The 24,437-nt window shown below is 44.5% G+C and carries 26 protein-coding genes; 18 read left to right on the top strand and 8 right to left on the bottom strand.

Annotated features, from left to right (window positions below; genetic code table 11):
- Positions 1–38: 38 nt before the first annotated feature.
- Positions 39–1,610, bottom strand: coding sequence for a Na+/H+ antiporter (locus AC23P2_RS16865; RefSeq protein WP_487774283.1), 1,572 nt, complete (start codon positions 1,608–1,610; stop codon positions 39–41).
- Between the two features lie 138 nt (positions 1,611–1,748).
- On the opposite strand from AC23P2_RS16865, the gene AC23P2_RS16860 reads away from it, so the two are divergent.
- The 4 genes from AC23P2_RS16860 to AC23P2_RS16845 all read left to right on the top strand — a co-directional run bounded on the left by AC23P2_RS16860 (position 1,749) and on the right by AC23P2_RS16845 (position 7,407).
- The gene (locus AC23P2_RS16860; protein WP_487774282.1) at positions 1,749–2,651 is read left to right on the top strand and encodes a helix-turn-helix transcriptional regulator; all 903 of its coding nucleotides are present in this window, start codon (positions 1,749–1,751) and stop codon (positions 2,649–2,651) included.
- Positions 2,652–2,815: 164 nt separating this feature from the next.
- Positions 2,816–4,615 (top strand): serine hydrolase, encoded by a 1,800-nt coding sequence (locus AC23P2_RS16855; protein ID WP_487774281.1) that lies wholly within the window; start codon positions 2,816–2,818, stop codon positions 4,613–4,615.
- A gap of 18 nt (positions 4,616–4,633) precedes the next feature.
- The gene (locus AC23P2_RS16850) at positions 4,634–4,765 is read left to right on the top strand and encodes a hypothetical protein (protein ID WP_487774280.1); all 132 of its coding nucleotides are present in this window, start codon (positions 4,634–4,636) and stop codon (positions 4,763–4,765) included.
- 212 nt (positions 4,766–4,977) lie between these two features.
- The gene (locus AC23P2_RS16845) at positions 4,978–7,407 is read left to right on the top strand and encodes a TonB-dependent receptor (RefSeq protein WP_487774279.1); all 2,430 of its coding nucleotides are present in this window, start codon (positions 4,978–4,980) and stop codon (positions 7,405–7,407) included.
- Positions 7,408–7,440: 33 nt separating this feature from the next.
- Here the strand turns inward: AC23P2_RS16845 and AC23P2_RS16840 are convergent, their stop codons facing one another.
- Together AC23P2_RS16840 and AC23P2_RS16835 are read right to left on the bottom strand one after the other, a co-directional pair.
- Positions 7,441–7,926, bottom strand: coding sequence for a hypothetical protein (locus tag AC23P2_RS16840; protein ID WP_487774278.1), 486 nt, complete (start codon positions 7,924–7,926; stop codon positions 7,441–7,443).
- 219 nt (positions 7,927–8,145) lie between these two features.
- Complete coding sequence (locus AC23P2_RS16835; protein WP_487774277.1) at positions 8,146–8,697, bottom strand: sigma-70 family RNA polymerase sigma factor; 552 nt, start codon at positions 8,695–8,697, stop codon at positions 8,146–8,148.
- A gap of 192 nt (positions 8,698–8,889) precedes the next feature.
- Between AC23P2_RS16835 and AC23P2_RS16830 the strand changes: the two genes are divergently transcribed.
- Positions 8,890–9,228 carry a DUF6249 domain-containing protein gene (locus AC23P2_RS16830; RefSeq protein ID WP_487774276.1) on the top strand — a complete coding sequence of 113 codons (339 nt, stop codon included), beginning with the start codon at positions 8,890–8,892 and terminating at the stop codon, positions 9,226–9,228.
- Between the two features lie 30 nt (positions 9,229–9,258).
- Positions 9,259–10,746, top strand: coding sequence for a serine hydrolase domain-containing protein (locus tag AC23P2_RS16825; RefSeq protein ID WP_487774275.1), 1,488 nt, complete (start codon positions 9,259–9,261; stop codon positions 10,744–10,746).
- A gap of 41 nt (positions 10,747–10,787) precedes the next feature.
- Here AC23P2_RS16825 and AC23P2_RS16820 read toward each other — a convergent pair whose 3' ends face one another.
- A complete protein-coding gene (locus tag AC23P2_RS16820; protein ID WP_487774274.1) occupies positions 10,788–11,282 on the bottom strand; it encodes a ferritin-like domain-containing protein in 495 nt (164 codons plus the stop codon).
- A gap of 216 nt (positions 11,283–11,498) precedes the next feature.
- On the opposite strand from AC23P2_RS16820, the gene AC23P2_RS16815 reads away from it, so the two are divergent.
- Both AC23P2_RS16815 and AC23P2_RS16810 read left to right on the top strand, forming a co-directional pair.
- Positions 11,499–11,717, top strand: coding sequence for a hypothetical protein (locus AC23P2_RS16815; protein WP_487774273.1), 219 nt, complete (start codon positions 11,499–11,501; stop codon positions 11,715–11,717).
- 27 nt (positions 11,718–11,744) lie between these two features.
- Positions 11,745–12,083 (top strand): hypothetical protein, encoded by a 339-nt coding sequence (locus tag AC23P2_RS16810; protein WP_487774272.1) that lies wholly within the window; start codon positions 11,745–11,747, stop codon positions 12,081–12,083.
- 102 nt (positions 12,084–12,185) lie between these two features.
- On the opposite strand, the gene AC23P2_RS16805 is transcribed toward AC23P2_RS16810, so the two are convergent.
- A complete protein-coding gene (locus AC23P2_RS16805; RefSeq protein WP_487774271.1) occupies positions 12,186–12,509 on the bottom strand; it encodes a response regulator in 324 nt (107 codons plus the stop codon).
- 310 nt (positions 12,510–12,819) lie between these two features.
- Between AC23P2_RS16805 and AC23P2_RS16800 the strand changes: the two genes are divergently transcribed.
- Genes AC23P2_RS16800 through AC23P2_RS16790 form a run of 3 tightly spaced genes read left to right on the top strand, consistent with a single transcriptional unit; the run spans position 12,820 to position 13,912 of the window.
- Entirely contained in the window at positions 12,820–13,125 is a 306-nt protein-coding gene (locus tag AC23P2_RS16800; protein ID WP_472491853.1) for a YtxH domain-containing protein, read from the top strand.
- A gap of 57 nt (positions 13,126–13,182) precedes the next feature.
- Positions 13,183–13,548, top strand: a complete 366-nt coding sequence (locus AC23P2_RS16795; protein WP_028526058.1) for a phage holin family protein — start codon at positions 13,183–13,185, stop codon at positions 13,546–13,548.
- Positions 13,538–13,912, top strand: coding sequence for a hypothetical protein (locus tag AC23P2_RS16790; protein ID WP_487774270.1), 375 nt, complete (start codon positions 13,538–13,540; stop codon positions 13,910–13,912). The genes AC23P2_RS16795 and AC23P2_RS16790 overlap by 11 nt, the downstream gene beginning before the upstream one ends.
- On the opposite strand, the gene AC23P2_RS16785 is transcribed toward AC23P2_RS16790, so the two are convergent.
- A complete protein-coding gene (locus tag AC23P2_RS16785) occupies positions 13,909–14,337 on the bottom strand; it encodes a response regulator (RefSeq protein WP_028526056.1) in 429 nt (142 codons plus the stop codon). The two genes, AC23P2_RS16790 and AC23P2_RS16785, sit on opposite strands and share 4 nt — an antisense overlap.
- 9 nt (positions 14,338–14,346) lie before the next feature.
- A complete protein-coding gene (locus tag AC23P2_RS16780) occupies positions 14,347–15,855 on the bottom strand; it encodes a sensor histidine kinase (protein ID WP_487774269.1) in 1,509 nt (502 codons plus the stop codon).
- A gap of 149 nt (positions 15,856–16,004) precedes the next feature.
- On the opposite strand from AC23P2_RS16780, the gene rpoN reads away from it, so the two are divergent.
- From rpoN to AC23P2_RS16755, 5 genes are read left to right on the top strand one after another with little or no spacing between them, the layout of a single operon-like run.
- Positions 16,005–17,441: an RNA polymerase factor sigma-54 gene (rpoN, locus tag AC23P2_RS16775; protein WP_487774268.1), complete on the top strand. Its 1,437-nt coding sequence runs from the start codon at positions 16,005–16,007 to the stop codon at positions 17,439–17,441.
- A 35-nt stretch (positions 17,442–17,476) separates the two neighbouring features.
- Entirely contained in the window at positions 17,477–18,973 is a 1,497-nt protein-coding gene (locus tag AC23P2_RS16770) for a sigma-54-dependent transcriptional regulator (RefSeq protein WP_487774267.1), read from the top strand.
- Positions 18,974–19,005: 32 nt separating this feature from the next.
- Positions 19,006–21,003, top strand: coding sequence for a PAS domain-containing sensor histidine kinase (locus AC23P2_RS16765; RefSeq protein ID WP_487774266.1), 1,998 nt, complete (start codon positions 19,006–19,008; stop codon positions 21,001–21,003).
- A 43-nt stretch (positions 21,004–21,046) separates the two neighbouring features.
- Entirely contained in the window at positions 21,047–21,517 is a 471-nt protein-coding gene (locus tag AC23P2_RS16760; RefSeq protein WP_487774265.1) for a response regulator, read from the top strand.
- A 15-nt stretch (positions 21,518–21,532) separates the two neighbouring features.
- A complete protein-coding gene (locus AC23P2_RS16755) occupies positions 21,533–23,002 on the top strand; it encodes a two-component system sensor histidine kinase NtrB (protein ID WP_487774264.1) in 1,470 nt (489 codons plus the stop codon).
- On the opposite strand, the gene AC23P2_RS16750 is transcribed toward AC23P2_RS16755, so the two are convergent.
- Positions 22,941–23,801: a hypothetical protein gene (locus AC23P2_RS16750; protein ID WP_487774263.1), complete on the bottom strand. Its 861-nt coding sequence runs from the start codon at positions 23,799–23,801 to the stop codon at positions 22,941–22,943. The two genes, AC23P2_RS16755 and AC23P2_RS16750, sit on opposite strands and share 62 nt — an antisense overlap.
- 194 nt (positions 23,802–23,995) lie before the next feature.
- On the opposite strand from AC23P2_RS16750, the gene AC23P2_RS16745 reads away from it, so the two are divergent.
- Positions 23,996–24,148: a lmo0937 family membrane protein gene (locus AC23P2_RS16745; protein WP_157607738.1), complete on the top strand. Its 153-nt coding sequence runs from the start codon at positions 23,996–23,998 to the stop codon at positions 24,146–24,148.
- Positions 24,149–24,200: 52 nt separating this feature from the next.
- Complete coding sequence (locus AC23P2_RS16740; protein ID WP_183976520.1) at positions 24,201–24,392, top strand: hypothetical protein; 192 nt, start codon at positions 24,201–24,203, stop codon at positions 24,390–24,392.
- Positions 24,393–24,437: the final 45 nt, after the last annotated feature.

The following is a 24,437-nucleotide window of genomic DNA, read 5'->3' as shown; positions in this document are numbered from 1 at the left end:
TAAACAGAGGGGAGGATGTAAGCATCCTCCCCTCACTGTTACGAGTACCTCAATTTCTCTTCATCTAGGTCAATTCCGTGCAACAGTTTTCGCACAACTTCCTCGTCGATTTTATCATCTGTATTGTTTTTATTTTGTAGCCAAAGTCGCTGTTGTTCCAATACATCCAAGTAAATTCGCTTGGTTTCTTCAGTCAGCTCTTCAGGTTCTTCATGGCTTTTTTGTTCCCACAATGCCACTTTTGTCCGTAGTATTTCATTTGTAACGAGGTGTTTACGGTAGTTTTGGTGAAAATACTGCAACGAATGTTCGGCCATTCCCCTCTTTAGCATTGCTTCGGTTTCTTCTTCAGGCAAATAATCGCCATAATCAGGCAGTTCAAGCTTTTTAATCAGCCACGGTAAGGTAAGTCCTTGGAGTACCAATGTGGTGAGAATCACCACAAACGTAATGAACAAAATAAGATTTCGGTGGGGAAAAGGAACCCCGTTTACCTCTACAGGAATGGAAAGCGCCGCCGCCAACGACACCACGCCGCGCATCCCCGACCAAGACAGTACAATTGGCGCTTTCCAGCCTGGGTTGGGGTCGGCTACTTGTATAAAATGACTCATTATTTTGGTCGTAACCACAGCGCCAAATGAAGCGATAATTCGCCCAATGATGAGCACGGCGGTGATGACCAAGCCATATCCAATGGCCAGCGAGAGTGCAAGTCCCTCTTGTTCGAGTCCTTCGTAGATTTCGGGCAAGTCCAAACCAATCAGTAAAAAGACCACGCCATTGAGCACAAAAACAAAGCTTTGCCACACGTTTACCCCTCGTAAACGTGACGAACTTGAGAGAAAGAGATGTCGGCGATTGGCCAACAACAACCCACCACTCACCACCGCCAAGACCCCCGAACTGTGGACTTCTTCGGCCGCGATGTACATCACATAAGGCGTCACAAACGAAAGCACAATGTCTATGTTGGCGTCGGTAGGCAATAGTTGATGGGCTTTCATAAACAACCACCCTACCGCTAATCCAATCACGGAACCACCAATGACCATCCACCCAAAACTTAGCGCGGCTTCGTGCCAAACAAACTGACCCGTGGCGACGGTGAGCATGGCAAAACGAAAGATAATCAGCGACGAAGCATCATTGAGTAGGCTTTCTCCTTCCATGATTGAGGACATTCGTCGTGGCAATTTGACAAACTTCAAAATCGCACTGGCACTCACCGCATCGGGCGGAGAAACAATACCACCCAATAAAAAGCCCAATGCCAACGAAATACCAGGAATACACCAATTGGCGACCAAAGCCACCGAAAAGGCCGTTAGAAATACTACAACGAATGCAAAACTACCGACAATGCGCCGCCAACGCCACAGCTCTTTCCACGACATCGCAAAGGCAGCATCGTACAACAAAGGCGGCAAGAAAATGATAAATATTAACTCAGGCTTAATTTGTATTTTCGGGATACCAGGAAAAAAACTGATGATTAAGCCCGTGATGACCAACAGCACAGGATATGCTACTTTTATCCTGTCGGCCAGCATAATCAGTAACAAAATGACGACAATCAGCGTGAGAAAAAAAGGGAAATGTTCAATCATATTTGTAAGAGGTTTATTGCGTGATGGGTAGGTGGACGTTCAAATGTACATAAAAATTAAAATTACACCACTCATCAAATAATCGGTTGTCGGCAATAGATAAGTACTTTATTTGAAGGAATATCGCTTTAAAACGCCATGGTTCATTTGTCGGAGCAAACCAAAAATGTATTGGAGGGAGTCAATTACCGCAACAATTTGCTGGTGGTTTCGTCATTGAAAGAATTTTACCATCCCATCAAATCCCATGGTTTTGCCATCAAATATGTACTCAATGGGGTCGAACATTATACCCTCAACGGGCAGCCGTACCCCGTGGGGGCGGGCAACTATTTGCTATCTAACAATACCAGCGATGGTCACGTAGAAATAGACAAAGGCGAATTTGTGAAAGGAATTTGTATCAATATAGTACCTGAATTAATGGCCGACGTCGTAGCCAGTCGCCAGCGACCAGATACTGCTTATCCCGACGCGAATTTAGGCCATTTTTTTAGCTCACATCTTTTTTTGGAACAACAATACTCGGCCACCAACACCCGCTTAGGACACCTTTTACGGCAACTTCATACTGATTTCTTACAGAATGATTTATTGAATTTCCCCATTGAAAACGATTTTTTTTATACGCTTTCGGAGCTAATCGTTGCCGATCAAATACCTGTTTTTAAGCAACTTCATGCCATCCCCAGCCTTAAACCTTCTACAAAAAAAGACCTCTATCGCCGACTTCATCGGGGCAAAGAGTGCATCGACGCGCTTTTCCAATTTCCACTGGCCATTGAAACCGTCGCTACCGAGGCTTGTCTTTCAGAGTATCATTTTTTTCGTCTTTTCAAACAAGTTTTTGGCCAAACTCCCCACCAGTACCTCCACCAAAAACGCCTAAATCACGCCGCTCAGCTACTTGGTCGTGAGCGAGCGTCGGTGACTGAAGCAGCGATAGCGTCTGGTTTTGCTGACATCCATTCGTTTAGCAAAGCCTTTAAAAAACACTTTGGCGTTTCCCCTACCAGTTGGCTGCAAAAAGAAAGTTTCTAGCACTAAATTTCTGCGTGCCTCTGTGTTTTTTCAATCTATGCCAATCTGGGCGAAAAAATTATTTTCTCCATAAAAAGCCGTCGTCTTTACGAATTAGCAGGATTTGACAAACCGTTTCCTCAGCTTCGCCGTAGTTTTACCCCACAGGTTGAAAACACACTACGATGAAGAAAACTATCCTATTTTTGACGCTTTTTGTAAGTACTTCTTTTGCCCAACAAGCCACTCCCGACGCCCGTTTTGCAGGACTGGACACCCTCTTTGCCCGCGTCCTCAACGAATGGAAATGCGCAGGTTTTGCCGTAGCAGTGGTGGAAAAAGACAAAGTTATCTATGCTAAAGGCTTTGGTTATGCCGATATCGACACCAAACGCCCCATTACCGAACACACCCAATTTGCCGCAGGAAGCTGTACCAAACCCTTTACCTGCGCCGCTTTAGGCTTGTTAAGGGCCGAAAACAAAATAGACTTTAACCATTCCGTTCGTGACTATTTACCTCAATTGTCGTTTTACAACGAGGAGATGAACAAAAACATCACCGTTCGCGACTTGATGTGCCACCGAACAGGTCTCCCCCGCCACGACCAAGCATGGGCTTTATTCTCCACCAATTCCGTTGATACGTTGCTCAAACGGGTTCAGTTTTTAGAACCTAATTATGGCTTGCGTGAAAAGTGGCAATACAACAACTTTATGTTTGCCGCCCAAGGAAAAATGGTCGAAAACCTCTCTGGGCAATCTTACCGTGCTTTTGTAAGGCAACGCATTTTTCAGCCTTTGGGAATGAAAGACGTTACTTTTTCGGTCGATAGCATGGCGCTTTACGACGACCGTTCGTTGTGCTATACCGTTTCTGAAGATGACAAAATTGTCTCCTTGGATTACTTCAACCTAGATGTGATGTCGGCAGTAGGAGGTATCAACACCTCCGTCAGTGAGATGGCCAAATGGGTTATGTTGTGGGCAAACAACGGCATTTATAAAGGCAAACGCCTTCTTCCTGCCGACTACGTTCGCGAAGCCATCAGTTCCCAAATGATTGTGCGTGACGCCGCCCCTTCGGCCAGCAACCCCTCGTTACACTTTGAAAATTACGGCCTTGGCTGGTTTTTATCTTCCTATCGCGGGCATTATCGGGTCGAGCACGGCGGAAATATCTCTGGGTTTTCGACCAATACTTGTTTCTTTCCCACCGACGGGGTAGGCATTGTGGTTTTCTGCAACCAAGCCGTGTCGCGGGTACCCTCGGTCGTTCGGAACATCCTCGCCGACCGAATGCTCGGCCTCCCCGACAAAGATTGGCAAAGCTACCTTTACACCTCCGACATGGCGGCCAAAAACGCGGCCAAAAGTGCCAAGAGCCAAATGGCGAGCCTTACCAAAACCAACATCAAGCCCGCGCATCCAGCAGACGAATACGAGGGTTACTTTCAACACAAAGGATACGGAACGTTTGAAATTGTGAACCGTAACGACTCGCTTTTTGCCGTTTTTCCGTTACAACAATGGTACTTACGCCCCTACGGACACGATGTTTTTGACGCCTTACCTGTTGATAAACATGGCAAAGTGGCGTCCGAAGCCAGTATTCAGCGGATTGTATTTAACCAAAATACCGAAGCCGAAATCGCCAGTGCTTCCATTGCTTTTGAACCTGAATTGATTCATCCGCTGGAATTTACGTGGTTGCCTAAAGTCAAAAAATTACCCAAAGTTGTCCTTCAACGCTACGTAGGTGAATATAATCTCAATGGTATGGCCATGAAAGTGGGACTTAATGCCAACGAAATTTTGTACCTATCGCTCCCCAACCAACCTACCCGCGAATTAGAAGCCCTCGGTAAAGGAAAATTTCGGCTAAAGGGATTGAACGGCTATTCGATTTCATTCAGCCAAGACGCGAAAGAGTTTTTGCTCACCCAACCTAATGGTATCTTCAAAGCCCTCAAAAAGAAAGCATAATCTAAACGACTCACAACGATGGAAACTTCTCAGCTGGTAAAATCCAAACTATTCAAAATTTTTTTAGTGGTATTTATAGCCGCTTGCCTATTTAAAATTTTTGGAAGTGGCTATGATTTTGGGCAATGGCTGTACCGTGTCACGCACTAACCTGCTCGTGCGAGAGAATACACGTGCAGGAGGATACTTATATCCGCCCCCTAAGGCACGAGAAGGGCACAGAGCAGCGTCCGATTTTGCACAGAAATTGTTCAATTTCGGACAAGAACCCATTCACATATTCACCCAACTAGCTGTAAATCAAACCATTTATTTATTGGCACGACTTTAGTAAAACATCATTACGAACTACCCAAACTCCAATGACAAGAGCTATCTTATTACTGTTATTATCCACTCATTTTTTATTTGCTCAAACCGCCAAAATCAGCGGCAACATCGTCAATGCTAATCAGCAGCCACTTGACGGCGCAGTCATTTCCTTGTTAAAATCAAAAGATTCATCGTTTGTCAAAGCAGCCATTACTGAGCCTAACGGTAATTTTGAATTTTTAAACGTCAAAGCAGGTACTTACCTCGTCAGTAGTTCGCATTTGACCTACCAAAAATACGTTGGAACGCCCTTTGAACTATCGCAGTCGGACCTCGTATTACCCACGATTCAGCTCAAAGAAGGTGAAAAAACACTCGCTGAAGTGAAAGTAACGGGTAAAAAACCCTTTGTAGAAACCAAGATTGACCGTACGGTCATCAACGTTGATGCCCTAATCAGCAACGCAGGTACCAATGCCATGGATATTTTGGAAAAATCACCAGGCTTGGCCATCGACCCCAACGGAGGGATTCGTCTCAAAGGTAAAACGGGGGTGGTTGTTTTTATCGACGATAAACCTACTTATTTGTCGGCGGAAGATTTGTCTAACTACCTCAAGTCATTGGCCGCGGGTTCGGTCGAAACCATCGAAATCATGCCCAACCCTCCCGCCAAATACGATGCAGCTGGCAATGCGGGGGTGATTAACATTCGTCTAAAAAAGAATACCGTCAAAGGCTTTAACGGTGGACTCAGCTTGAGTTACGGACAAGGCACGTATCGTCGTTCCAACAACAGCTTTAACTTCAATTACCGCATCAATAAGTTTAACTTTTTTAGTAATATAAGTGTAAATCAAAACAATAGCTACCAAGATTTGACCATTTGGCGGCGGTATTTTCAGCCCAATACAACCACTTTTTCTTCTGCTTTTACCCAAAACTCCTACATTCAACGGAACATTGGCGGGAATAATGCAAAAGTTGGATTTGATTATTATGCCTCTAAAAAAGCCACATTTGGGGTTGTTCTTACGGGTTTTATTAATCCTTCGCACGTGGATGTCACCAACAAAGCCAAGGTCTTCAACGCCTCCAACGAAGTTACTAGCTTGGTAGAAGCCATCAGCCCAACGGATAAAACCTTAAAAAACGGTAGCATCAACCTCAACTACGCCTACAAACTTGACAGCACGGGCAAAGAACTTTCCACCAACGTTGACTATATCCATTACCAAGCTACCACGGCTCAGTCGCTTACCAATTCGCTTTTTGATGCCCAAAATAAATTCGTTAGTCAGTCGGTGTTGGTTTCTTCTTTGCCCACAAATATCGACATTGGCACGGCCAAAATTGACTACGTAGCCCCTTTGATCAGCGGCGGAAAATTTGAAACGGGTATCAAAACAAGCTTTATCAGTACGGGCAACGTCGCTGATTTTTCTGACCAAGTTGATGGTAAGCTATTTCCCAATTATGAATTTACCAATAGCTTCAACTACAACGAAAACATCAACGCAGGCTACCTCAATTATGCCAAAGAGCTTAATCGTCTGACCATTCAGGCGGGGCTTCGATTTGAAAACACCAACATTCGTGGACATCAATTGGGAAATAAACAAACCAAAGACTCGACCTTCACCCGCAACTACAACAACTTATTTCCTACCCTGTATTTGCAATATCGTTTGGACTCAACGGCGGTGCACTTGTTAGGATTTTCGTTTGGGCGTCGTATCGAACGTCCTAATTATCAGGACATGAACCCCTTCTCCTACCCGCTCGACCGTTTTACGTACTATGGTGGAAATCCGTTTCTACAGCCTACTTTTTCATATAATTTTGAGTTGTCTCATACCTTCAAACAACGCATTACGACGACGCTTCAATACAGCATAGCCAAAAACGTCATTTCTGAAACCAACGAACAACGTGGCACCATTTATTACAGTCGCCCAGGGAATTTTGGGCAACGAATTTCGTACGGTATTTCTGTAAACGGCAGCTTTCAGTTGGCCAAATGGTGGTCGCTCAACCTCTACACCGAATACATCAGCAACGGATTCAAGGCGACACTCTACGGTCAAAAACTCGATGATTCGCGGTTTTACTGGGCGGTGGTTCCAACCAACCAATTTCAACTCAAAAGCGGCTGGGCGGCGGAATTGGCAGGCTCATACCAAACCACTTTTTTGTTAGGTCAGTTACTCATTTATCCCATTGGGAACGTTCGGGCAGGGGTTTCCAAACGCATTATGAAGAACAAAGGCACGCTAAAATTGAACGTCAGCGACATATTTTATACCAATCAAATCAAAGGAGACATCCGAAACATCGCCAATGCCGAAGCCAATTGGTTTAGTTACTTAGACACCCGCGTAGCCACGCTTACCTTTTCGTACCGATTCAACAAAGGAAAAACACTCAACCTTCGCCAAACGGGTGGCTCCGACAGCGAAAAAAGTAGGGTAAAAGCATAGGGTAGCAAAAAGTCCTCCCTAACAGGAGAGGATTTAGGTGGGGTTCACCACGCGAAACCTCAACAAATAATCTACCAACAACAAAACACATACAGCCACTGCACCCAGCAACAGTTGGTCGGGTATGGCAGAGGTAAGTTTTGAAACGTCGAACGAAATCAACTCCACTCCTTGGGGCACAGTTCCTGAGGAGTTTTTTTGTGGAAAAAATAATCCAAAAACCAGCAATGTACCCACAAAAGTCGCCACCATATACCACACGAAGGTCGGTATGATGGGCTTAAATACGGTTTTGGGAGGTGCGATTTGTGTTAATATATTTTTCGTAAAATCAGGGGGCGTTTTTTCAAGGCTATGCTGCTGCAACAACCTCCGAAGCGCAGGTTCTTTTGCTTCCGACAACGCTGCTTCTGCGTCAATTTTTAGCATAAGTTGATCCGTAAAAAGCGGACTTGGTGCGCCCAAATCGGCTTTTTTCAGAAGTTCTTGTAGTTTATTTTCTTTTTCCTCTTCCATCATTTTAGTCTCCTAATGAGCTTAAACGCATTTAAAAAATAGCCTTCGGGAGGCTATATCTTAGTAGAAAAAAGGAAACAAAGCCACATCGGGATGACCGATACTCGGTAAAATATGCCACCCCGATGGGGCTTTGCTTGAGACTTGATTATTTCTTTCTACTAAGATTAGGCTCCTCTGGAGCAATAAATAGTATTTTTTTATTGAATAATGTTTTCGTCCCTACTCCAACAAAAAACGCAAGGAATGTTCCAGCTTTTTTCGGGCGCGAAACAGCCTAATTTTTATATTCTCGGCCGTCAGACCCGTAATTCCTTGAATTTCCTTGACCGAACGTTCATCCAAGTAATAAAGCGTTACCACGACTGCTTCTAACTTCGGCAATTGGCCAATGGCGTCTCTAACAAACCGCTGTTGTTCAGAGGCTTCCATCGGCGGTGCTTCCGTCGAGGTTTCTTCCGACCAATAGGTATCCGATAATTCGTCCGTCAACGGAGTCATATCCAGCGCATTTTCTTTTAACTTTGATACTGCCGTTCGGTATGCAATGGTGTATAGCCAAGTCGAAAACTTTGACCGTCGTTCAAACCGATAAAGCTGACGATACGCTTTAATAAAAACCTCTTGGGCAATGTCCTCGGCTTCGGCTTCATTTTCCAGCATTTTTATCGCAATCGTGTAAACCATGTACTTATACTTATCCACCAAATACGCATACGCGCGGTGGTCGCCCTTCAAAACTTGGTCAATGTATTTGTAGTCTTGCTGTTCCATTCCCACATCTGACAGGCAATTAATAAAATTGGTTACAGGTTCGTGAATTATTTTGTAAAAAGAGGCTTTCCGAGTTTGAGGTTTTTGTCAGCTTGAAACTTGGAAAGTATTTTTTCGGAAAAAGTTAAATTTATTTGTAACCGCCACTAAACTTCTCTTGTCCTATGAGCAGTCACCTAAAAATTAACTGCTATGAATGAGATATTAAGAGATTGCATTGTTTCCATCGTCGCCTTCGGTTCCGTATTTGGAATTCTTTATGTAGTCCTGATGACCCGCCACCGCGAACGAATGTCGCTCATGGAGCGCGGGCTTTCTACGTCCGAGTTTTTCAACCAAAAAAGTACTTTATCTGCCACCCTAAGGTATGGTTTATTGCTTATTGGCATTGGCATCGGCATTTTGTTTGGCAATTTTGCCCATGCCCATTTTGACGTACCTCGCCAAGGTGCTTTTTTAGCCATGATTTTTTTATTCGGTGGCATCAGCCTAATTATCAGCTTTTTAATCGAACGTAAATTGAACAAATAAAACATTAAATTATTTTTCCCCAAAACAGCCATGAAACGTATCACTTTAATTCTTGTATGGAGCACCATCTGCTTCTTCACTGCCAATGCCCAAACAGAGAATCTTTTCAAAGCCATTCAGGGCCAAGACAGCCTCATGTTCAACATTACTTTCAACACCTGCGATTTAGGGCCGTTGGAAGAACTCGTTAGCGAAAACTTTGAGTTTTACCACGACAAAGGTGGAATTACGATGGGTAAACGTGCATTCATCAATAGCTTAAAAAATGGTCTTTGTGCCCACCCCGAACGCTATCAGTCACGTCGTGCGTTGGTCAAAGGTAGCATGGAAGTGCATGAATTAAGAAAAGACGGTGTACTATACGGAGCCATTCAAGTAGGGCGACATCGGTTTTATGAAACCAATAAAGGCCAACCTGAGCGCTTTGCAAGCATTGCCCGATTTACGCATTTGTGGCTATTGGAAGAGGGAAAATGGCGGTTTGCACGCGGCCTTAGCTACGACCACCAAACCACCGATGCGCCTGATAAAGAAACAAATACCTTTGAAAACGAAGAAGGAATCAAACAATGGCTTGCCCAAAACCACATTCCAGCGCTGGGAGTTGGTATTATTCGTGATGGAAAATTGAAAGAAATAAACGTCTATGGAGAAATAAAAAAAGGAGAAACGGCTCCCTACAATGCCCTTTTTAACGTAGCATCATTAACCAAACCTGTTGCCGCCATCTTGACGCTTCGCTTGGTGAGTGCGGGAAAATGGAATTTGGACGAACCGTTGGCCAATTATTGGATTGACCCCGACCTTAAAAATGACCCGCGCCACGCCCAATTGACCACGCGACACGTTTTGACCCACCAAACGGGCTTTCCAAACTGGCGTAGGAATCACCCTACCAAAAAATTAGCCTTTAACTCCGACCCAGGTACCAAATATGGGTATTCGGGCGAGGGTTTGGAATATCTCCGCAAAGCGTTGGAAAAGAAATTTAAAAAGCCGCTGGATCAACTTGCCAAAGAATGGGTACTGGAGCCCCTCGGAATGAAAGACACGCATTTTTACTGGGATGGCTCGTTTGACGAAAGTCGTTTTGCCGTGGGTTATAATACACAAGGTATTCCTTACAAAATAAATAGAACCACCGCACCTAGTGCCGCCGACGACTTGGTGACGACCATCGAAGACTATGGAAAGTTTTTGGTTTCGGTACTCAACAACGAGGGGCTTAGCAAAGCCGTTGCCGAAGAAATGGTGAAACATCAAGTTAAAACCAGAGAAAACAAATACTTTGGACTGGGCTGGGAAATTTATGAATTGGCCAATGGAGACTATGCGCTTTCGCACGGTGGAGCCGATGAAGGCGTTAAAACCTTGGTGTTTCTTTTTCCCAAAACCCGCGAAGGACTCATTATTTTTACCAATGCCGATGACGGATACAAAGCCTACGACCTTTTAGTAAAGACTTACTTGAAAGACAAAGGAAAACAAATCATCGACATTGAGATGGGGAAAAAATAAATTAGGAGTTAGGAATTCCTAATTCTTAACTCCTAATTCACTTATTCCATCAGCTTCATCGTGTCTTGTTCGTAAGTATTTGCGGCTTGGCTACGGTGAAGCGATTGAATCACTTTGAGTGATTGTTCGATACTCCCCTTTTGCCCCAGCAATACTCCCTTGATTTCCGCATTTGCTTGAATATCTTCCACTTCCAGTGCTGCTTGGTACGCCTCAATAGCCGCTTCATCCCCAAACTCGCACGAGCTCAAAATACCGTTTCGGTCATTACCCACCACAGCCGCTTTAAAATTGAGCCAAGCTTGGTGGAGAATCCCTACCAACGTTCCTTCATTCGCAGGGATTTCACCCGTTTCGCGTATGTAAGCGGCTAGGGTTTCGGCAAAGTTGACGCTTTCATTATACATACTCGAAAAAATGACTTTCAAGTCTTCGTCTTTGGTGTCAGAAGCGGCAATTTGATACCCCGAAAGACGGTCGTTATTAATCCTTAAAAGCTCATTGAGCGTCCGTGTTATTACTTCGTTCTGTATCATGGCGTTGCTTTGTTTAGTGAATGAATAGTCAGTAAGTCAACAAAACAGTTCCACCCGTTTTTAGGAAACACATTGGGGAATTGGGACGCTAAAAAAGCCCCTAAAAGGCCAAATTGGGGAAAATACACCTCATTTTTTCTCACAAATAAGCATGGTATTTATTTTTTATACAATTCATTACCAAACAGTTATGACCACAAATTAAAGACAGCAACCATGAATAACATAGAAAGAAAAAGTGCAAGAGACTCGGCGGAGTCGAGGAAGTATTCCGCCACTAGAATCACGCTTACCATCTTATTAGTAGGCATCGGATTAATGGTAGCCGCGTATTTCGCAGGTTTTGTAACTCGCCCCGACGAACAGCGTTTTGGCAAAGTGCAACCTACTGACTCGGCCATCGTCACCGAAAGTGACACCACCATTGGAAAATAAATTTGAAAACCATAAAACTCAATTAACATGAAAACCACAGAACAAAAAATCAAAGAAACCGCTCAAGAAGGCATCGAAAAAATGGAAAAAGCCGCCACAAAAGCGGAAGCCAAAGTGGAAGTGGCTGTAGCCAAGGCCCAAGCCAAAGCTGAAGTAGCTGCTGAAAAAGCCGACAGCAAATGGGAACAGTTTAAGGACAAAGCAGAAGACGCTTGGGAGGATGCAAAAGAAAAAGCCGAAGATATTTGGGAAGATGCCAAAGACGCGGCCGAAGATGCGTGGGACAAAACCAAAGAAAAAGCCCACGAAGTAGGCGAAAAAATCTCGAAGAAGTCCAAAGAAATCAAAGAAGATGTGTCAGCTTAGCAGCTAAACGTCTTAAAACAAACGCGCCTGTGAGCAATGCTCGCAGGCTTTTTTTTAGCAAAAAAAAGAATGAACGCCGATTGCTCATTCAAAAAACTATCATTACAAAACGCTCGCTATCTTCTTCACATCCAGCGGCTTTTCAACAAAACCATCTGCACCAAGTGCCAGGGCTTGTTCGCGTAAGGCACTCATGGCTGTCATCATTACGAGCTTGGCTTGCGGCATTTGCTGTCTCACTTGTGCGATATAATCAATGCCCGTTCCATCGGGAAGGTTATTGTCCAGAAAAATCAACTGAGGGGCTTCGACGGTTAACTTGGCAAGGCCATCTGCAAGGCTGTGGGCCCGCATCGACACGATACCGTATTTTTTGAGAAACATTCCTAATAATAGACACGTATCTAATTCGTCGTCGATTATCAATGCTCTCTCATAGACCTTATCTAAACTCGCATTATCCATTTCAATAAATCATTAAATAAAAGGCTAATCTTTCAGTAGTGGGTATGCTTACGATAATTGTAAGCAATATATGTATTAACATTAAAAAACCGTGCCAGTAACACGTAGAAATACGGGCTGGTTTTGGTAGAATCTCCCCAATCGGGGCAAAAACGCCTCAATTTTCCACTCAAATACCCCTTTTTGACTTTGGAACAGCCTTTTTATCTTATTACTCGAATTCATCAGTAAATGAATAAATCATCACAAATCATTTAAACAAATAATTGCCATGACTAACAATTCAAAAGTAGTATTGGGCGTAGCTGCGGCAGCCGCAGCAGGTGCCGTAATCGGAATGATGTTTGCGCCAGAAAAAGGAAGTGATATCCGTGAAAAACTTCGCGAAACTGCGAATAATTTCGCTTCAGATTTGCTTGACGCACTCCAAAACGGACGTACACAATACGCCCAAGTTGCCGAAGAAGTAGAAGACGCCGCGCAAAATGCAAAATCGAAAGTAGTTGGAAAAGTAGCTGAAATCAAAGACCGAGTAGAATCGGAAGCGGGGCAGTTGGCCAACACTTTCAAATCATAACACCTTCATTCATCACGACCAAGCGAGGTAGCTCGCTTGGTCTTTTCCCTTACCGCCATGGAAGTCATCAAATCAGCCCACGAAATCAAAGATAACGCCACCGACTGGCTCGATGCTGCCACTACCTACCTCGAAGCCCGTTGGAACTTAGGTGTTCTCGACCTCTCTGAAAAATCAGCCCGCGCCGCTTCACACGTCGTGTCGTTGTTGATTTTAGGTACTATTGGCACCATCGTGCTGCTATTTCTCAGCTTAGGAGTCGCTTGGTTGCTGGGCGAATGGCTTCATAGCCCCGCCAAAGGCTTTTTTCTAGTTGGTCTTTTTTATGGAATTGTAGGACTCGTTCTATTTTGGGTCAAAGACCAATTTATTCGGGTTCCTGTTGTCAATGCCTTTATCAAACAATTTTATTATGAAAAATAACATCCAATCCATCGAAGATATTCGGGCCGAACGTGCCCATTTGAAGAATAAATTGGCCTTGTCACAACTTCACATGCACACCCGCGTACAAGCCATTCAACAGGAGCTTAATCCAGCTCGACAAGCCCTAGGCGTGGTGAAAGATGTGTTTGCTAGGCCCCGCAAAGGACTTCTTTACGTAGGTGTTGGTATTGGCGTTGACTTGCTGCTGCGTCGTCGCTTGCTCAAAAAAGCAGGCTGGTTGCCACGGTTAGTTGTTCCTTTTTTGGTACAAAATGCGGCTGCCAACGTCATTCAACGCAACAGCACGTCGTTCCTAGAAAAAGGACTACGGTGGTTAAAAAAAGCGACCGATAAGCGCTAGTTAGCCCCCACGGGCAAACGACTCAGTTGGGTCCAAAATTTAAGCAATGTTTTGACGGTATCGTTGAAGTTCTCGTACGAAGCGGGTTTTGTGATAAAACAATTGGCCCCCATCGAATAGCAATTGTCGATGTCTTCACTGGCGCTCGATGTCGTCAGAACCACAATAGGAATACGCCGTAACAATCCATCCGATTTTACGGCTTTTAGCACTTCCCTCCCGTCCATTTTAGGCATATTTAGGTCGAGCAGTACCAAACCAATTCTATTTTGCAACGCAGGAGAATTGAGGTTTGCTATTGCTTCAAGCCCATTTTTTGCATACACAATTGGATTTTTTATACCACATTCTTCCATGACCGACTTCAATAAATACACATCGTCCTCGTCGTCGTCACAAATAAGAATCGTTATTGCTTTGTTCATTCGTTTAGGTTATTTGGGAAGGTAAACGTGAAAAATGGCCCCCGATTCTCCCTGACGAGGTTCGGCCAGTATATAACCGTTGTGATTGGTGACAATTCTACGGCACAACGAAAGGCCAATTCCCGTTCCTTCAAATTCGTTACGGCTGTGTAATCGCTGGAAAATTACAAAAATTTTCTCAGCATATTGAGGTTCAAAACCTATCCCGTTATCTATAAACGTAATTCGGTGGTATATATTTTCACTCTGCAAATCGCCCGCATTTGGTATTTCTCCCCCCGCTACCTGTTGGTAGTCAATCGTCACCACTGGGGCAACTCCGTCGTGGCAATACTTCATTGAGTTGGAAATCAGGTTAGTAAACAATTGTTCAAACTGACTTTTTACCCCCAATACCTCAGGAAGTGGCTGACTTATGATGCGTGCGTTTTTCTGGACAATTCGCTCCGATAATTCTTCTCGTACATTTTTTAGTACCTCGTTCAAGTCAATTTTTTCAAAATTTTCTTCACTTCGATTGGTCGCTTTTGAAAATGCCAAGAGGTCATTGATGAGATTTTGCATCCGCATCGCCGACTGACTTATCTTCACTAGGCTATTTTGAGCATCTTCGTTGAGCTGTGACGCGTGTCGAACCTGCAACCGTTCGCTAAATGCTCGAATTTTCCGCAGCGGCTCTTGCAAATCGTGCGAAGCTACGTAAGCAAACTGTTCCAATTCGGCATTGGTACGTTCGAGTTCTGACAATTTATTTTCCAATTCCGTTTGAAACCCAATCCGACGGCTCAATTCTACGTACAGAAGCCGAAAGAAGACGGCCAAAAAAGCCAAGGCTAACCCACACAGCCCCAACAGATACAGCGACATATTATGGTCAGCACTTTTTTGTAATTCAATGCGAAGATCTAAATAACCTTTCTCCTGCTGATCAAAACGCTCCGAGGTAGCCCGAATCTTATCCATATACCCTTTTCCAAGATTCAAGGTTTTTAGGTCAATTGGGATATTTTCTTGCGCACGGGCAATGTTCCCTTTGATGAAAATTAACCGTTGTTTTATAAATATCTCAAGCGAATCTAGCCGTTTCAATTGGGTCTCATTGTCACTCACAAGCGCCCTCAAGTCAGACTGATATTGCTTTATATTTTCAAGTCCTTTTTGGTAAGGCCCTAAAAAATGCTCCTGATGCGACAGTAGAAAACCTCGCTGACCTGTTTCTATATCAACTAATGTCTTGATTAGCTCTTTGTTCAAAAAGCGGATTTGGTACGAATGCGCCACATCATTCGTACGTTTCCCCATCTCTTCAAAGTGATTGAAGGTAACCCAACTCAAAAAAACCAATAAAAGTAAGCTGACAAACGTCGCCAAAATAATGGTAAAAAGAGCACTGGGGACGGAATACAAAGGATTCAAATTGGGAATTTTTTTACCCGAAAAATTGTAGAAACTTTTCCCCAATTTGGGTAAAAAACGAATCAAAAACCACACTTTAATTTTCTGCGCTCTTGTTCTCATGCGAAACTGTTACCAAGTCTATCAAAATTCAGCATTTTTTTAGAATTAACTAAAATTTGCTGCCCCATTTTTCAAAAAAAATACCCAAAAGCGAAACTTGGGCATATTTTTTTAATACCACAACCACAGAACAATTCCCATACCACACCATGGCCGCACCTGCCTTTAACCTGTTACAATCGCAAAAGCAAACGCTTAAAATCTCGCCCTCCCAAATTCAGTTGCTGAATTTTTTGCAATTGAATTCATTGGAGCTTGAGCAGTACATCAAAAACGAGTTGGAAGAAAATCCGCTCTTGGAAGAACGCCAAAACGACGAACAAGACGGAGAGGCGAACGACACGGAGTTTTCGTTAAGCCCACAAGCCGAAGACCGTACCCAAGACTACATGGACTGGGACGAGTTTAGCAACGATGACTTACCTGATTATCGGACGCGTATTGACCATGCCTCCGACGACGACAAAATATATACGCCTGTAGTGGTTGAAACTACCGATTGGCGGAGTGAATTAAAAGAACAATTTCACTTGTTGCCTTTTTCAGAAAAACAACTACAACTTGCTGATTTTCTGATAGATTCTCTCACCGACCAAGGCTATTTGCCCGCTTCGGTAAGTACCCTAGCGGATGACGTTTCGTTTACGACGGGAATATTTGTGGAAGAAGAAGACGTACATTTTTTGGTTGACTGTCTCCGAAAAATGGAGCCCATTGGTTTGGGAGCGCGCGATTTAAAAGATTGCCTGTTGATGCAGCTCGCCCGTGACAAAAGCCCAGCAGCGGGGGTTGCTTCATGGCTAGTTGATGACCTTTTTGAGGAAGTTGCCGCCCGTAATTACGACAAAATTATGCGTATGAGCGGCCTGCAACAGCACGAATTGAAAGAAGCAATTGCGCTCATTAGCACCCTCCGTCCCTACCCAATTGTGGACGGCGGCAGCAGTTCAGCCATGGTTTTGAAAGAAACCATTGTCCCTGACTACATTATAATCGTTGAAAACGAGGCCATCGAAGTAAGTCTTAACACCCGTGGGATTCCACCGTTGAAAGTCAATACCGATTATGCCAAATCCGTGGGCACATCGCGCTCGGCGGCTAGTTACGTCAACTCAAAGATTTCGGCCGCCCAGTGGTTAATCGAAGCCATTTTGCAACGCGAAGCGACCATGCTCAAAACAATGCGTACCATTGTTAATTTGCAACGTGACTATTTTTTAACGGGTGATGTAAGGTACTTGAAACCAATGGTATTGCGCGACATTGCCGAACGCATCAAAATGGATGTATCAACCATTTCGCGAACTACCAGTGGAAAATATGCGCAAACCCCATTTGGAATTATTCATTTAAAAGACTTATTTACCGAGGGCGTCAAAACCGACAACGGCGAAGAAGTTTCAAACCGCCAGATTCAATCCGCTTTGGTCGCGTTGGTGGGGCAAGAAGACAAATCTCAACCACTAAACGACACCCAATTGACGGAGCTTTTGGCCCAACAAGGGTATTCATTGGCCAGAAGAACGATTGCCAAATACCGCGATTTACTCGATATTCCGTCCGCAACCATGCGGCGAGTTTTATAACGTACTTACTTGATTTTAATTAGTTTTTGCATCTCATGGCACAAAAAATCTTAGTCATCGACGACGACACCGACATCTGCTTACTTTTACGCCGCTTTTTAAGTAAAAATGGGTTTGATGTGGCCATTGCGCACAATGGTGTCACTGGCTTAGCCACCCTCGACGACTTTCGTCCAGACCTTGTTTTGACGGATTTCAAGCTAGGAGATATGGACGGCGTTACGATTCTAACCCAAATCAAAGAGCGGTTCCCTTACGTTCCTGTGCTCATTATTACGGGTTATTCTGACATAAAAGTGGCCATCAACGTCATGAAACAAGGTGCTTATGATTACATTACTAAGCCCCTTTTTCCCGACGAAATCCTCTTGACCATCAAAAAAGCCCTGAGCCAGCCCACGCATCACGTTGTGCCTGCGGCGGCGGCGGTCGAAGAAGAAACCAACAACCCATCATCGCCCCGTAAAAAAAGCAGCGGCCCTGCTCCTGCTTATATTTTAGGAAATGGCCCCGAATCTCAGCAATTATACAAACAAGTTGACTTGGTTGCCCCGACCAATTATAGCGTACTCGTTTACGGCGAAAGTGGCTCAGGAAAAGAAGCCGTTGCCCTCGAAATCCACCGTCGGAGCAAGCGTTCCAGCGGGCCGTTTGTGGCCATGGACTGCGGGGCTATTTCTCGTGACTTGGCGGCGAGTGAGTTGTTTGGGCACGAAAAGGGGTCATTTACGGGCGCACTCACCCAAAAAATAGGTCATTTTGAAATGGCCAATGGCGGCACGCTCTTTTTGGACGAAATCGGCAATTTACCCTACGATGTTCAGGTGTCGTTGCTGCGCGTGGTGCAAGAACGGAAAGTGCGCCGTATCGGTGGAAACCGCGAAATCGAAGTGGATGTTCGTATCATTGTGGCCTCCAACGAGCGCCTCATCGAAGCCGCCCGCCGAGGAAAATTTCGCGAAGATTTGTATTACCGTTTCAACGAGTTTAGCATCGACGTCCCACCGCTTCGTGATCGCAAGCAAGACCTCATGGCATTTGCTCAGTTTTTTCTTGATAAAACCAACGAAGAATTGGGGAAAAATGTCCGTGGTTTTTCGTCCGAAGTCATTCAGGCGTTTGAAGAATACCCTTGGCCTGGCAACCTCCGCGAGATGCGAAACGTCATCAAACGTTCTACGCTGCTATCAGAAGGAAGCATGATAGAAGCCCGAACCCTCCCGTTTGAGTTGCTGAATTACAGCCGATTACTATTTTTAGAACCCAGTACCCCTGCGGTAGCCCCAGTACCATCGCCGCCCGTGGAAGTACCCATCTATGCACCGCCCCAACCCGTCGTTTCTGTTCCTGTAGCCTCAAAAGCAACATTCAACAAAACCGACCTAAAAGCCGCTGCACTGGAAGCCGAGTACGAAATGATTTTGAATGTGTTGAAGCAGGTTAATTTCAATAAAAGTAAAGCCGCCGCCGCTTTGGGCATCGATCGAAAAACGCTTTATAACAAAATGAAAAGCCTCAACTTAAACAGCTAGGACTCCTAGCTGTTTTTGGCATTTAAGATACCATGACCGTACCCTACGATAATCCGCTTAAAACATTTCAGCTCGACTTGATTGGAAGTCAAGTAGAATTGCTTTGCCGTATTCTACCTGACCTTATTTACGTGATTGATTTAAAAATCAGCAAGTTAGCATTTGTCAGTGACCGAGTGACCGAATTGCTGGGGTATTCGCTCGACGATATTCACGAAATGGGTGACACGTTTGGGCCGATTATGATTATTGAAGACCGTGCTAATTTTTCAAAGCAAATCTCAGAAAAATTCCACAACCTTCAGATCGGAGAAAATGTAGAATTTATGATGGGATTTCGCCACAAAAATGGCGAAATCCTTACGCTTCGTAACCGTGGTACTGTCCTTAAAAAGGACGAAGAAGGCAACAACCACTACCTGATTCTCACTGCCGAAGACGTCACTCAGTCGCAACTCAGGGAGCAAACAATTTATAAAAAACAACAGCACATCGAAGATACCGAACGTGCGCTTAGGTTTGGCTCATGGGCTGTAAGCAATTACCCCGCCAACGACAAGGTGTATTGGTCCAACGGTGTTTTTGATATTACGGGGCTGTCCGTCAAAGACTATCCCGATAGCTTTGTTCCGTTCCAAACTTACTCAGAGCTAATTCCTACGCAGGAGCGCGAACGTGTTCAGGCCATTGCCCAAGCACACCTTGCTTCCAAAGACCCGTACTATGAAATAGAGCACGGGATGATTGACACCAATGGTCAACAAAAACAGGTTTTGCTCCGTACTCACGCTTTTTTTGAAGAACATAGTTTTTCACTAATCGGAACGGTTTCGGACATTACCCTCACCAAGCGCTACGAAGACGAACTTGCCACAAAAATTGTCGAGCTCGAACGTCAGCAGGCGCAGATGGAAGAAGCAGAGTCGATTTTTAAGTTTGGAAGCTGGGAATGGCAGTTGGGAGAACAAAATTTTCGCTGGTCGGAAGGCATGTTTCACTTGCTAGGTATTGACTCAAGCACTTGTCCCAGCCATACTGTTCCCGAGGGGTTTTATAATCAGTTTGGACACCCTAGCGACATCAAGGCTATTGATGATTTTGCGGCCGAGTTATTGGCTGGACAAAAGGCCATCAACGAACTCAACCACCGCTTGGTTGATAAAAATGGCGATTTAAAGTACATTTCTATTCGGGCAAAAAGCCATTTTGACGAACACGGGAAAGTCCAAAAAATCGTTGGGGTTTGCATTGACGTCACTCAGCTTGAAATTTACAAACGCGAACTCGAACGCCAGCTCGAAGCCGTCAATAAAAGTAACCGTGAGTTGGAGCAATTTGCGTACGTAGCTTCCCACGATTTACAAGAACCACTGCGCAAAATCATTGCGTTTGGCGAACGTCTCGAAAAGAAATACCAAGAAAGTCTCGGTGACGATGGTCGTTTTTTGCTCGGCCGCATGACCAATGCCGCTCAACGGATGAACCACCTCATTGAAGGGCTTCTGACCTATTCACGGGCATCGCGCCAGATGGAATCACTCCAAACGGTTTCGCTACAAGAGGTTATTAAACAAGTACTTGAAGATCTTGAACTCAAAGTCCAAGAAAAACAAGCCACCATCACGATTGGGGATTTGCCAACGGTGGACGCCCAGCCTGTTCAGATGCGTCAGCTTTTTCAGAATCTTATCGACAATGCTCTGAAATTCAGCAAAATAGACACGCCCCCAATCATTAATATTACCTCATCGGCTGTCAACAAAAATGACATAAAGTACAATCCTCAGCTTAATTCTGAACTTAATTATTATCAATTTTCGGTCAAAGACAACGGCATTGGCTTTGCGCCCGAATACAATCAACGCATTTTTGGGATTTTCCAACGGCTTCATGGGCGCTCAGAATACGAAGGAACGGGCTTAGGCTTGGCCATTTGCCGAAAAATTGTGGAAACCCACCAAGGATATATCGAGGCCGAAGGCCAAGAAGAGCAAGGAGCCGAGTTCGTCTTTTACTTGCCTGTCAAATAACTACCTCATTTTAACCTATGTTTAACCCGTAACACCAACCATTTTGGAAGCACACGACACCCACTACAACAAAAATCGAGCACTTATTTTGGTTGCCGAAGATGATGAAGACGACCAACTTTTCACCAAAGAAGCCTTTGAAGAAGCCCGTTCTTATATTGATATTCGCTTTGTAAACGACGGTCTTGAGTTGCTTGATTACCTCAAAAAACGCAACAAATACGCCGAACCCGCCGATGCACCACGGCCTTCGCTTATTTTGCTTGACCTCAACATGCCCAAAATGGACGGTCGCGAAGCCCTCAAGGAAATTAAGTCAGACGAAACCCTGCGTACCATACCAATCGTTGCCCTCACTACGTCCAAAGCCGAACAAGACGTCTTAAAAACGTACCAATTGGGGGTAAATAGTTTTATTACTAAACCCGTAACATTTACCGAATTTACCGAAATAGCCCGAACCCTCGGTCACTACTGGCTTGATATTGTCCAACTTCCTCAAAATCGTAAGTAAGCTTTTTTAACGCACATGAGCACCGAAACCCTCAAACTCTTGATCGTTGACGACGACGAAGACGATTTTTATTTGACCTCCGATTACCTCAAAGAAATACCTTCTAAAAAATTTGATATTACCTGGGCAAATTCGTTCAACGAGGGAATCAAAAAACTAACCCAAGACAGCTTTGACCTGTGTTTTTTTGATTTTTTGTTGGGAGCCAAAACGGGCATCGACTTGCTCAAAATGGCACTCGAAAGAGGGGTAAGCTGCCCTATTGTGCTGCTTACAGGCAAAGGCGACCAGCACATCGACCTCGAAGCCATGCGTCTTGGGGCAATGGATTATCTGGTTAAAAGTGAGTTGGATTCTGAGAAATTAAATCGGTGTATTCGGTATTCGTTGGAGCGTGCAGAAAGTGTTCGGCGGCTACGAGAAAGCGAAACCAGGCTGCGCAACATCTTTGAACACATGAAGGATGCGGTTCTTTTGAAACGCCCCAATGGACTCATTTTTTACCACAATACCGCCGCACTCACCCTCCTCGGGTTTGACGAAACTGACATTCGACAGCTTCATTTTCGCGATTTGTTTGTCACCGTTTCCGATTACGATCGCTACGTGCAAGCCCTTGAACACCGCGATTCCTTGGACCATTTCGATGCGCTTTTGCTCCGAAAAAACAACGAACGGATACTGTGCTCGCTTCACATCAGCAGACATACCGACAGCGAAGGACTTCCGTACATTATGATTGTTATTCAGGACATTACGACCCGAAAAAAACTTGAACGGGACAGGTTGCTGGCCGAAAAAGCCGCTTCTACCGCCCGTCTTGTACGTACGCTTGCCCACGAAGTTCGGAATCCCCTTACCAACATACACCTGTCGCTCGACCAACTAGAACCCGAGCTTGAAGACGAAGATTTGCGTCTTTTTACGGATATTATTCGACGTAACGGCCACCGAATCAACGGCCTCATCACCGAACTCCTCAATTCGTTTAAACCCCAAGAGACGATTCTCAAACACGTCTCAATTCAAGATATTTTGGAAGCAGCGCTTGCTGAGGCCATCGACCGCATCAATTTGAAAAAAATTACGCTCATCAAAGAATTTGGACAAGCGTGCTTTTTAGAATTGGATGCGTCAAAGATTAAAATTGCCCTACTTAATCTTATTATCAATGCCATCGAGGCCATGGAACCCGAATCGGGCGTGCTGACTATTGTGACTTACATCGACGACGAAACCTGTTTTGTCAAAGTCCAAGACAATGGCTCAGGCATTAGTCCAGAAAACGTAAACCGTCTGTTTGAGCCTTATTTCACCTCAAAAACAAACGGTTTAGGGCTGGGATTGGCCGCTACGCTTACCATTTTACATTCGCACCAAGCAACAGTCGAAGTGGAATCTGAACTTGAAAAAGGCACTACCTTTACTGTGATGTTTCCACTTGCGAAATATACGTCCTTTGCTGAGGAGGAAATGGCCGAATAATTGTTTTTCGGAACAACGACCGCAAAAGCTCAATCGCCAACGCACCCACTACAAGCAGCATAGCAAACACCGTGGCCCACACCAAAATACGGTGGTACTCTGCTGCTTGATGACGTGCAATGAGTATGCCCGTAAAAGCCCACAAAACTGAAAGGCTCATATAGCCATTGCGCAGTATGTTCAGGGCAATACCTGTCACAATGGCCCCAATAACAACCATCGTACTTGCCCACGACACTTCGTTGCCTGTCCAACCCAAACTCACCAAATAGGCCGTCACGTTGGCAATGGTAGCAATACAAATCCAGCCCAAATACATTCCAAATGGGGCTTTTAGGGCCACCCGACTTCCGAGCGTAAGCGCAGGGGCAATACCATCTATTTTACGATTGATTTGAACCAATTGGGCCAATAACAACACCATAACGACCACCGAAATGGCAATGTACTCAAAATGCCACAAACAAATCCAAGAGGCATTTAGAAAGCAGCTTGTCACAAAACCCAACCCTATACTTCTGACTGTTTCGCCCGTGGCTGGATCCACATTTCTTTGAAACATCGACTTACTCTGTTTGACGCAAAACCAAAAAAGGAGAAGATAAATCACTCCCCAAATGGAAAACGTGATGGGTGCAGGGACAAACAGATTGGGGTATTGGTCGGAAAGCTGTCCCGTGGTTTTATGGTTTAAAGGTAGCGCTACGGCAAGGTAGTTGGCCGCAATCATTACCACAAAAAAGACCCAGTTAAGCAACTGTAAAGTCTTGACGCCTAGGTTATTCATCTGTGCTTTCATAGTTTTTCATGTTTTGTGTTATTAATAAAACACGCGTTCCAAAGCCATTGTTTGCCCCAACTGTGGTATTTGTTCCACACTTTCCCACATGTCTCACCTCATTTTCCCCATTTTTTTGGCTGTTTTAGCCTTGGAACAACGTTTTTAACTTACTGAACATCAATCAATTTTTCCACCCAAAACTATTTTCAATCATGCGCTCTCTCTTGTATATTATCGCTGTCATTTTAGTAATAGGCTGGTTAATTGGCGCTTTTGCCTACAGTGCTTCTGGTCTTATTCACATCCTTTTGGTATTTGCCGTTATTTCGTTCCTGATAGGACTTATCCGTAGAGGAACGGTTTAGCACCCCTACACTACGTTTTTGTTGATGTTTCACTTAAAAACTGTTCAATTGTATGGAAGCTCTCATTTTGTTAATTATCATGGGTGTAGGACTCATCGGACTTGCAGTTTCATCGGCGTTGCTTTATTCAACTTATCATCCCAAACAGGATGGACTCAACACAAACGTAGATCAAGCACACCGTGACTTGTTCTTTCGAAAAGTCAAAAACAACGCCACCCGTATGCGTCACGCTCTTCACTAATAGATAGTACCATAAGGAAAACGCGCCATTCCATTTGCCTTGGAA

It is taken from the genome of Runella sp. R0.1_18, assembly GCF_057652155.1.
The sequence above is the reverse complement of the archived record's forward strand: the minus strand, read 5'-3'. Positions and strand labels throughout refer to the sequence as shown.

Bases quoted from the DNA above. Each gene is read 5' to 3' on its own strand.
- AC23P2_RS16865 (WP_487774283.1), bottom strand. From the start codon at position 1,610: ATGATTGAACATTTCCCTTTTTTTCTCACGCTGATTGTCGTCATTTTG.
- AC23P2_RS16860 (WP_487774282.1), top strand. From the start codon at position 1,749: ATGGTTCATTTGTCGGAGCAAACCAAAAATGTATTGGAGGGAGTCAAT.
- AC23P2_RS16855 (WP_487774281.1), top strand. From the start codon at position 2,816: ATGAAGAAAACTATCCTATTTTTGACGCTTTTTGTAAGTACTTCTTTT.
- AC23P2_RS16850 (WP_487774280.1), top strand. From the start codon at position 4,634: ATGGAAACTTCTCAGCTGGTAAAATCCAAACTATTCAAAATTTTTTTA.
- AC23P2_RS16845 (WP_487774279.1), top strand. From the start codon at position 4,978: ATGACAAGAGCTATCTTATTACTGTTATTATCCACTCATTTTTTATTT.
- AC23P2_RS16840 (WP_487774278.1), bottom strand. From the start codon at position 7,926: ATGATGGAAGAGGAAAAAGAAAATAAACTACAAGAACTTCTGAAAAAA.
- AC23P2_RS16835 (WP_487774277.1), bottom strand. From the start codon at position 8,697: ATGGAACAGCAAGACTACAAATACATTGACCAAGTTTTGAAGGGCGAC.
- AC23P2_RS16830 (WP_487774276.1), top strand. From the start codon at position 8,890: ATGAATGAGATATTAAGAGATTGCATTGTTTCCATCGTCGCCTTCGGT.
- AC23P2_RS16825 (WP_487774275.1), top strand. From the start codon at position 9,259: ATGAAACGTATCACTTTAATTCTTGTATGGAGCACCATCTGCTTCTTC.
- AC23P2_RS16820 (WP_487774274.1), bottom strand. From the start codon at position 11,282: ATGATACAGAACGAAGTAATAACACGGACGCTCAATGAGCTTTTAAGG.
- AC23P2_RS16815 (WP_487774273.1), top strand. From the start codon at position 11,499: ATGAATAACATAGAAAGAAAAAGTGCAAGAGACTCGGCGGAGTCGAGG.
- AC23P2_RS16810 (WP_487774272.1), top strand. From the start codon at position 11,745: ATGAAAACCACAGAACAAAAAATCAAAGAAACCGCTCAAGAAGGCATC.
- AC23P2_RS16800 (WP_472491853.1), top strand. From the start codon at position 12,820: ATGACTAACAATTCAAAAGTAGTATTGGGCGTAGCTGCGGCAGCCGCA.
- AC23P2_RS16795 (WP_028526058.1), top strand. From the start codon at position 13,183: ATGGAAGTCATCAAATCAGCCCACGAAATCAAAGATAACGCCACCGAC.
- AC23P2_RS16790 (WP_487774270.1), top strand. From the start codon at position 13,538: ATGAAAAATAACATCCAATCCATCGAAGATATTCGGGCCGAACGTGCC.
- AC23P2_RS16785 (WP_028526056.1), bottom strand. From the start codon at position 14,337: ATGAACAAAGCAATAACGATTCTTATTTGTGACGACGACGAGGACGAT.
- AC23P2_RS16780 (WP_487774269.1), bottom strand. From the start codon at position 15,855: ATGAGAACAAGAGCGCAGAAAATTAAAGTGTGGTTTTTGATTCGTTTT.
- rpoN (WP_487774268.1), top strand. From the start codon at position 16,005: ATGGCCGCACCTGCCTTTAACCTGTTACAATCGCAAAAGCAAACGCTT.
- AC23P2_RS16770 (WP_487774267.1), top strand. From the start codon at position 17,477: ATGGCACAAAAAATCTTAGTCATCGACGACGACACCGACATCTGCTTA.
- AC23P2_RS16765 (WP_487774266.1), top strand. From the start codon at position 19,006: ATGACCGTACCCTACGATAATCCGCTTAAAACATTTCAGCTCGACTTG.
- AC23P2_RS16755 (WP_487774264.1), top strand. From the start codon at position 21,533: ATGAGCACCGAAACCCTCAAACTCTTGATCGTTGACGACGACGAAGAC.
- AC23P2_RS16750 (WP_487774263.1), bottom strand. From the start codon at position 23,801: ATGAAAGCACAGATGAATAACCTAGGCGTCAAGACTTTACAGTTGCTT.
- AC23P2_RS16745 (WP_157607738.1), top strand. From the start codon at position 23,996: ATGCGCTCTCTCTTGTATATTATCGCTGTCATTTTAGTAATAGGCTGG.
- AC23P2_RS16740 (WP_183976520.1), top strand. From the start codon at position 24,201: ATGGAAGCTCTCATTTTGTTAATTATCATGGGTGTAGGACTCATCGGA.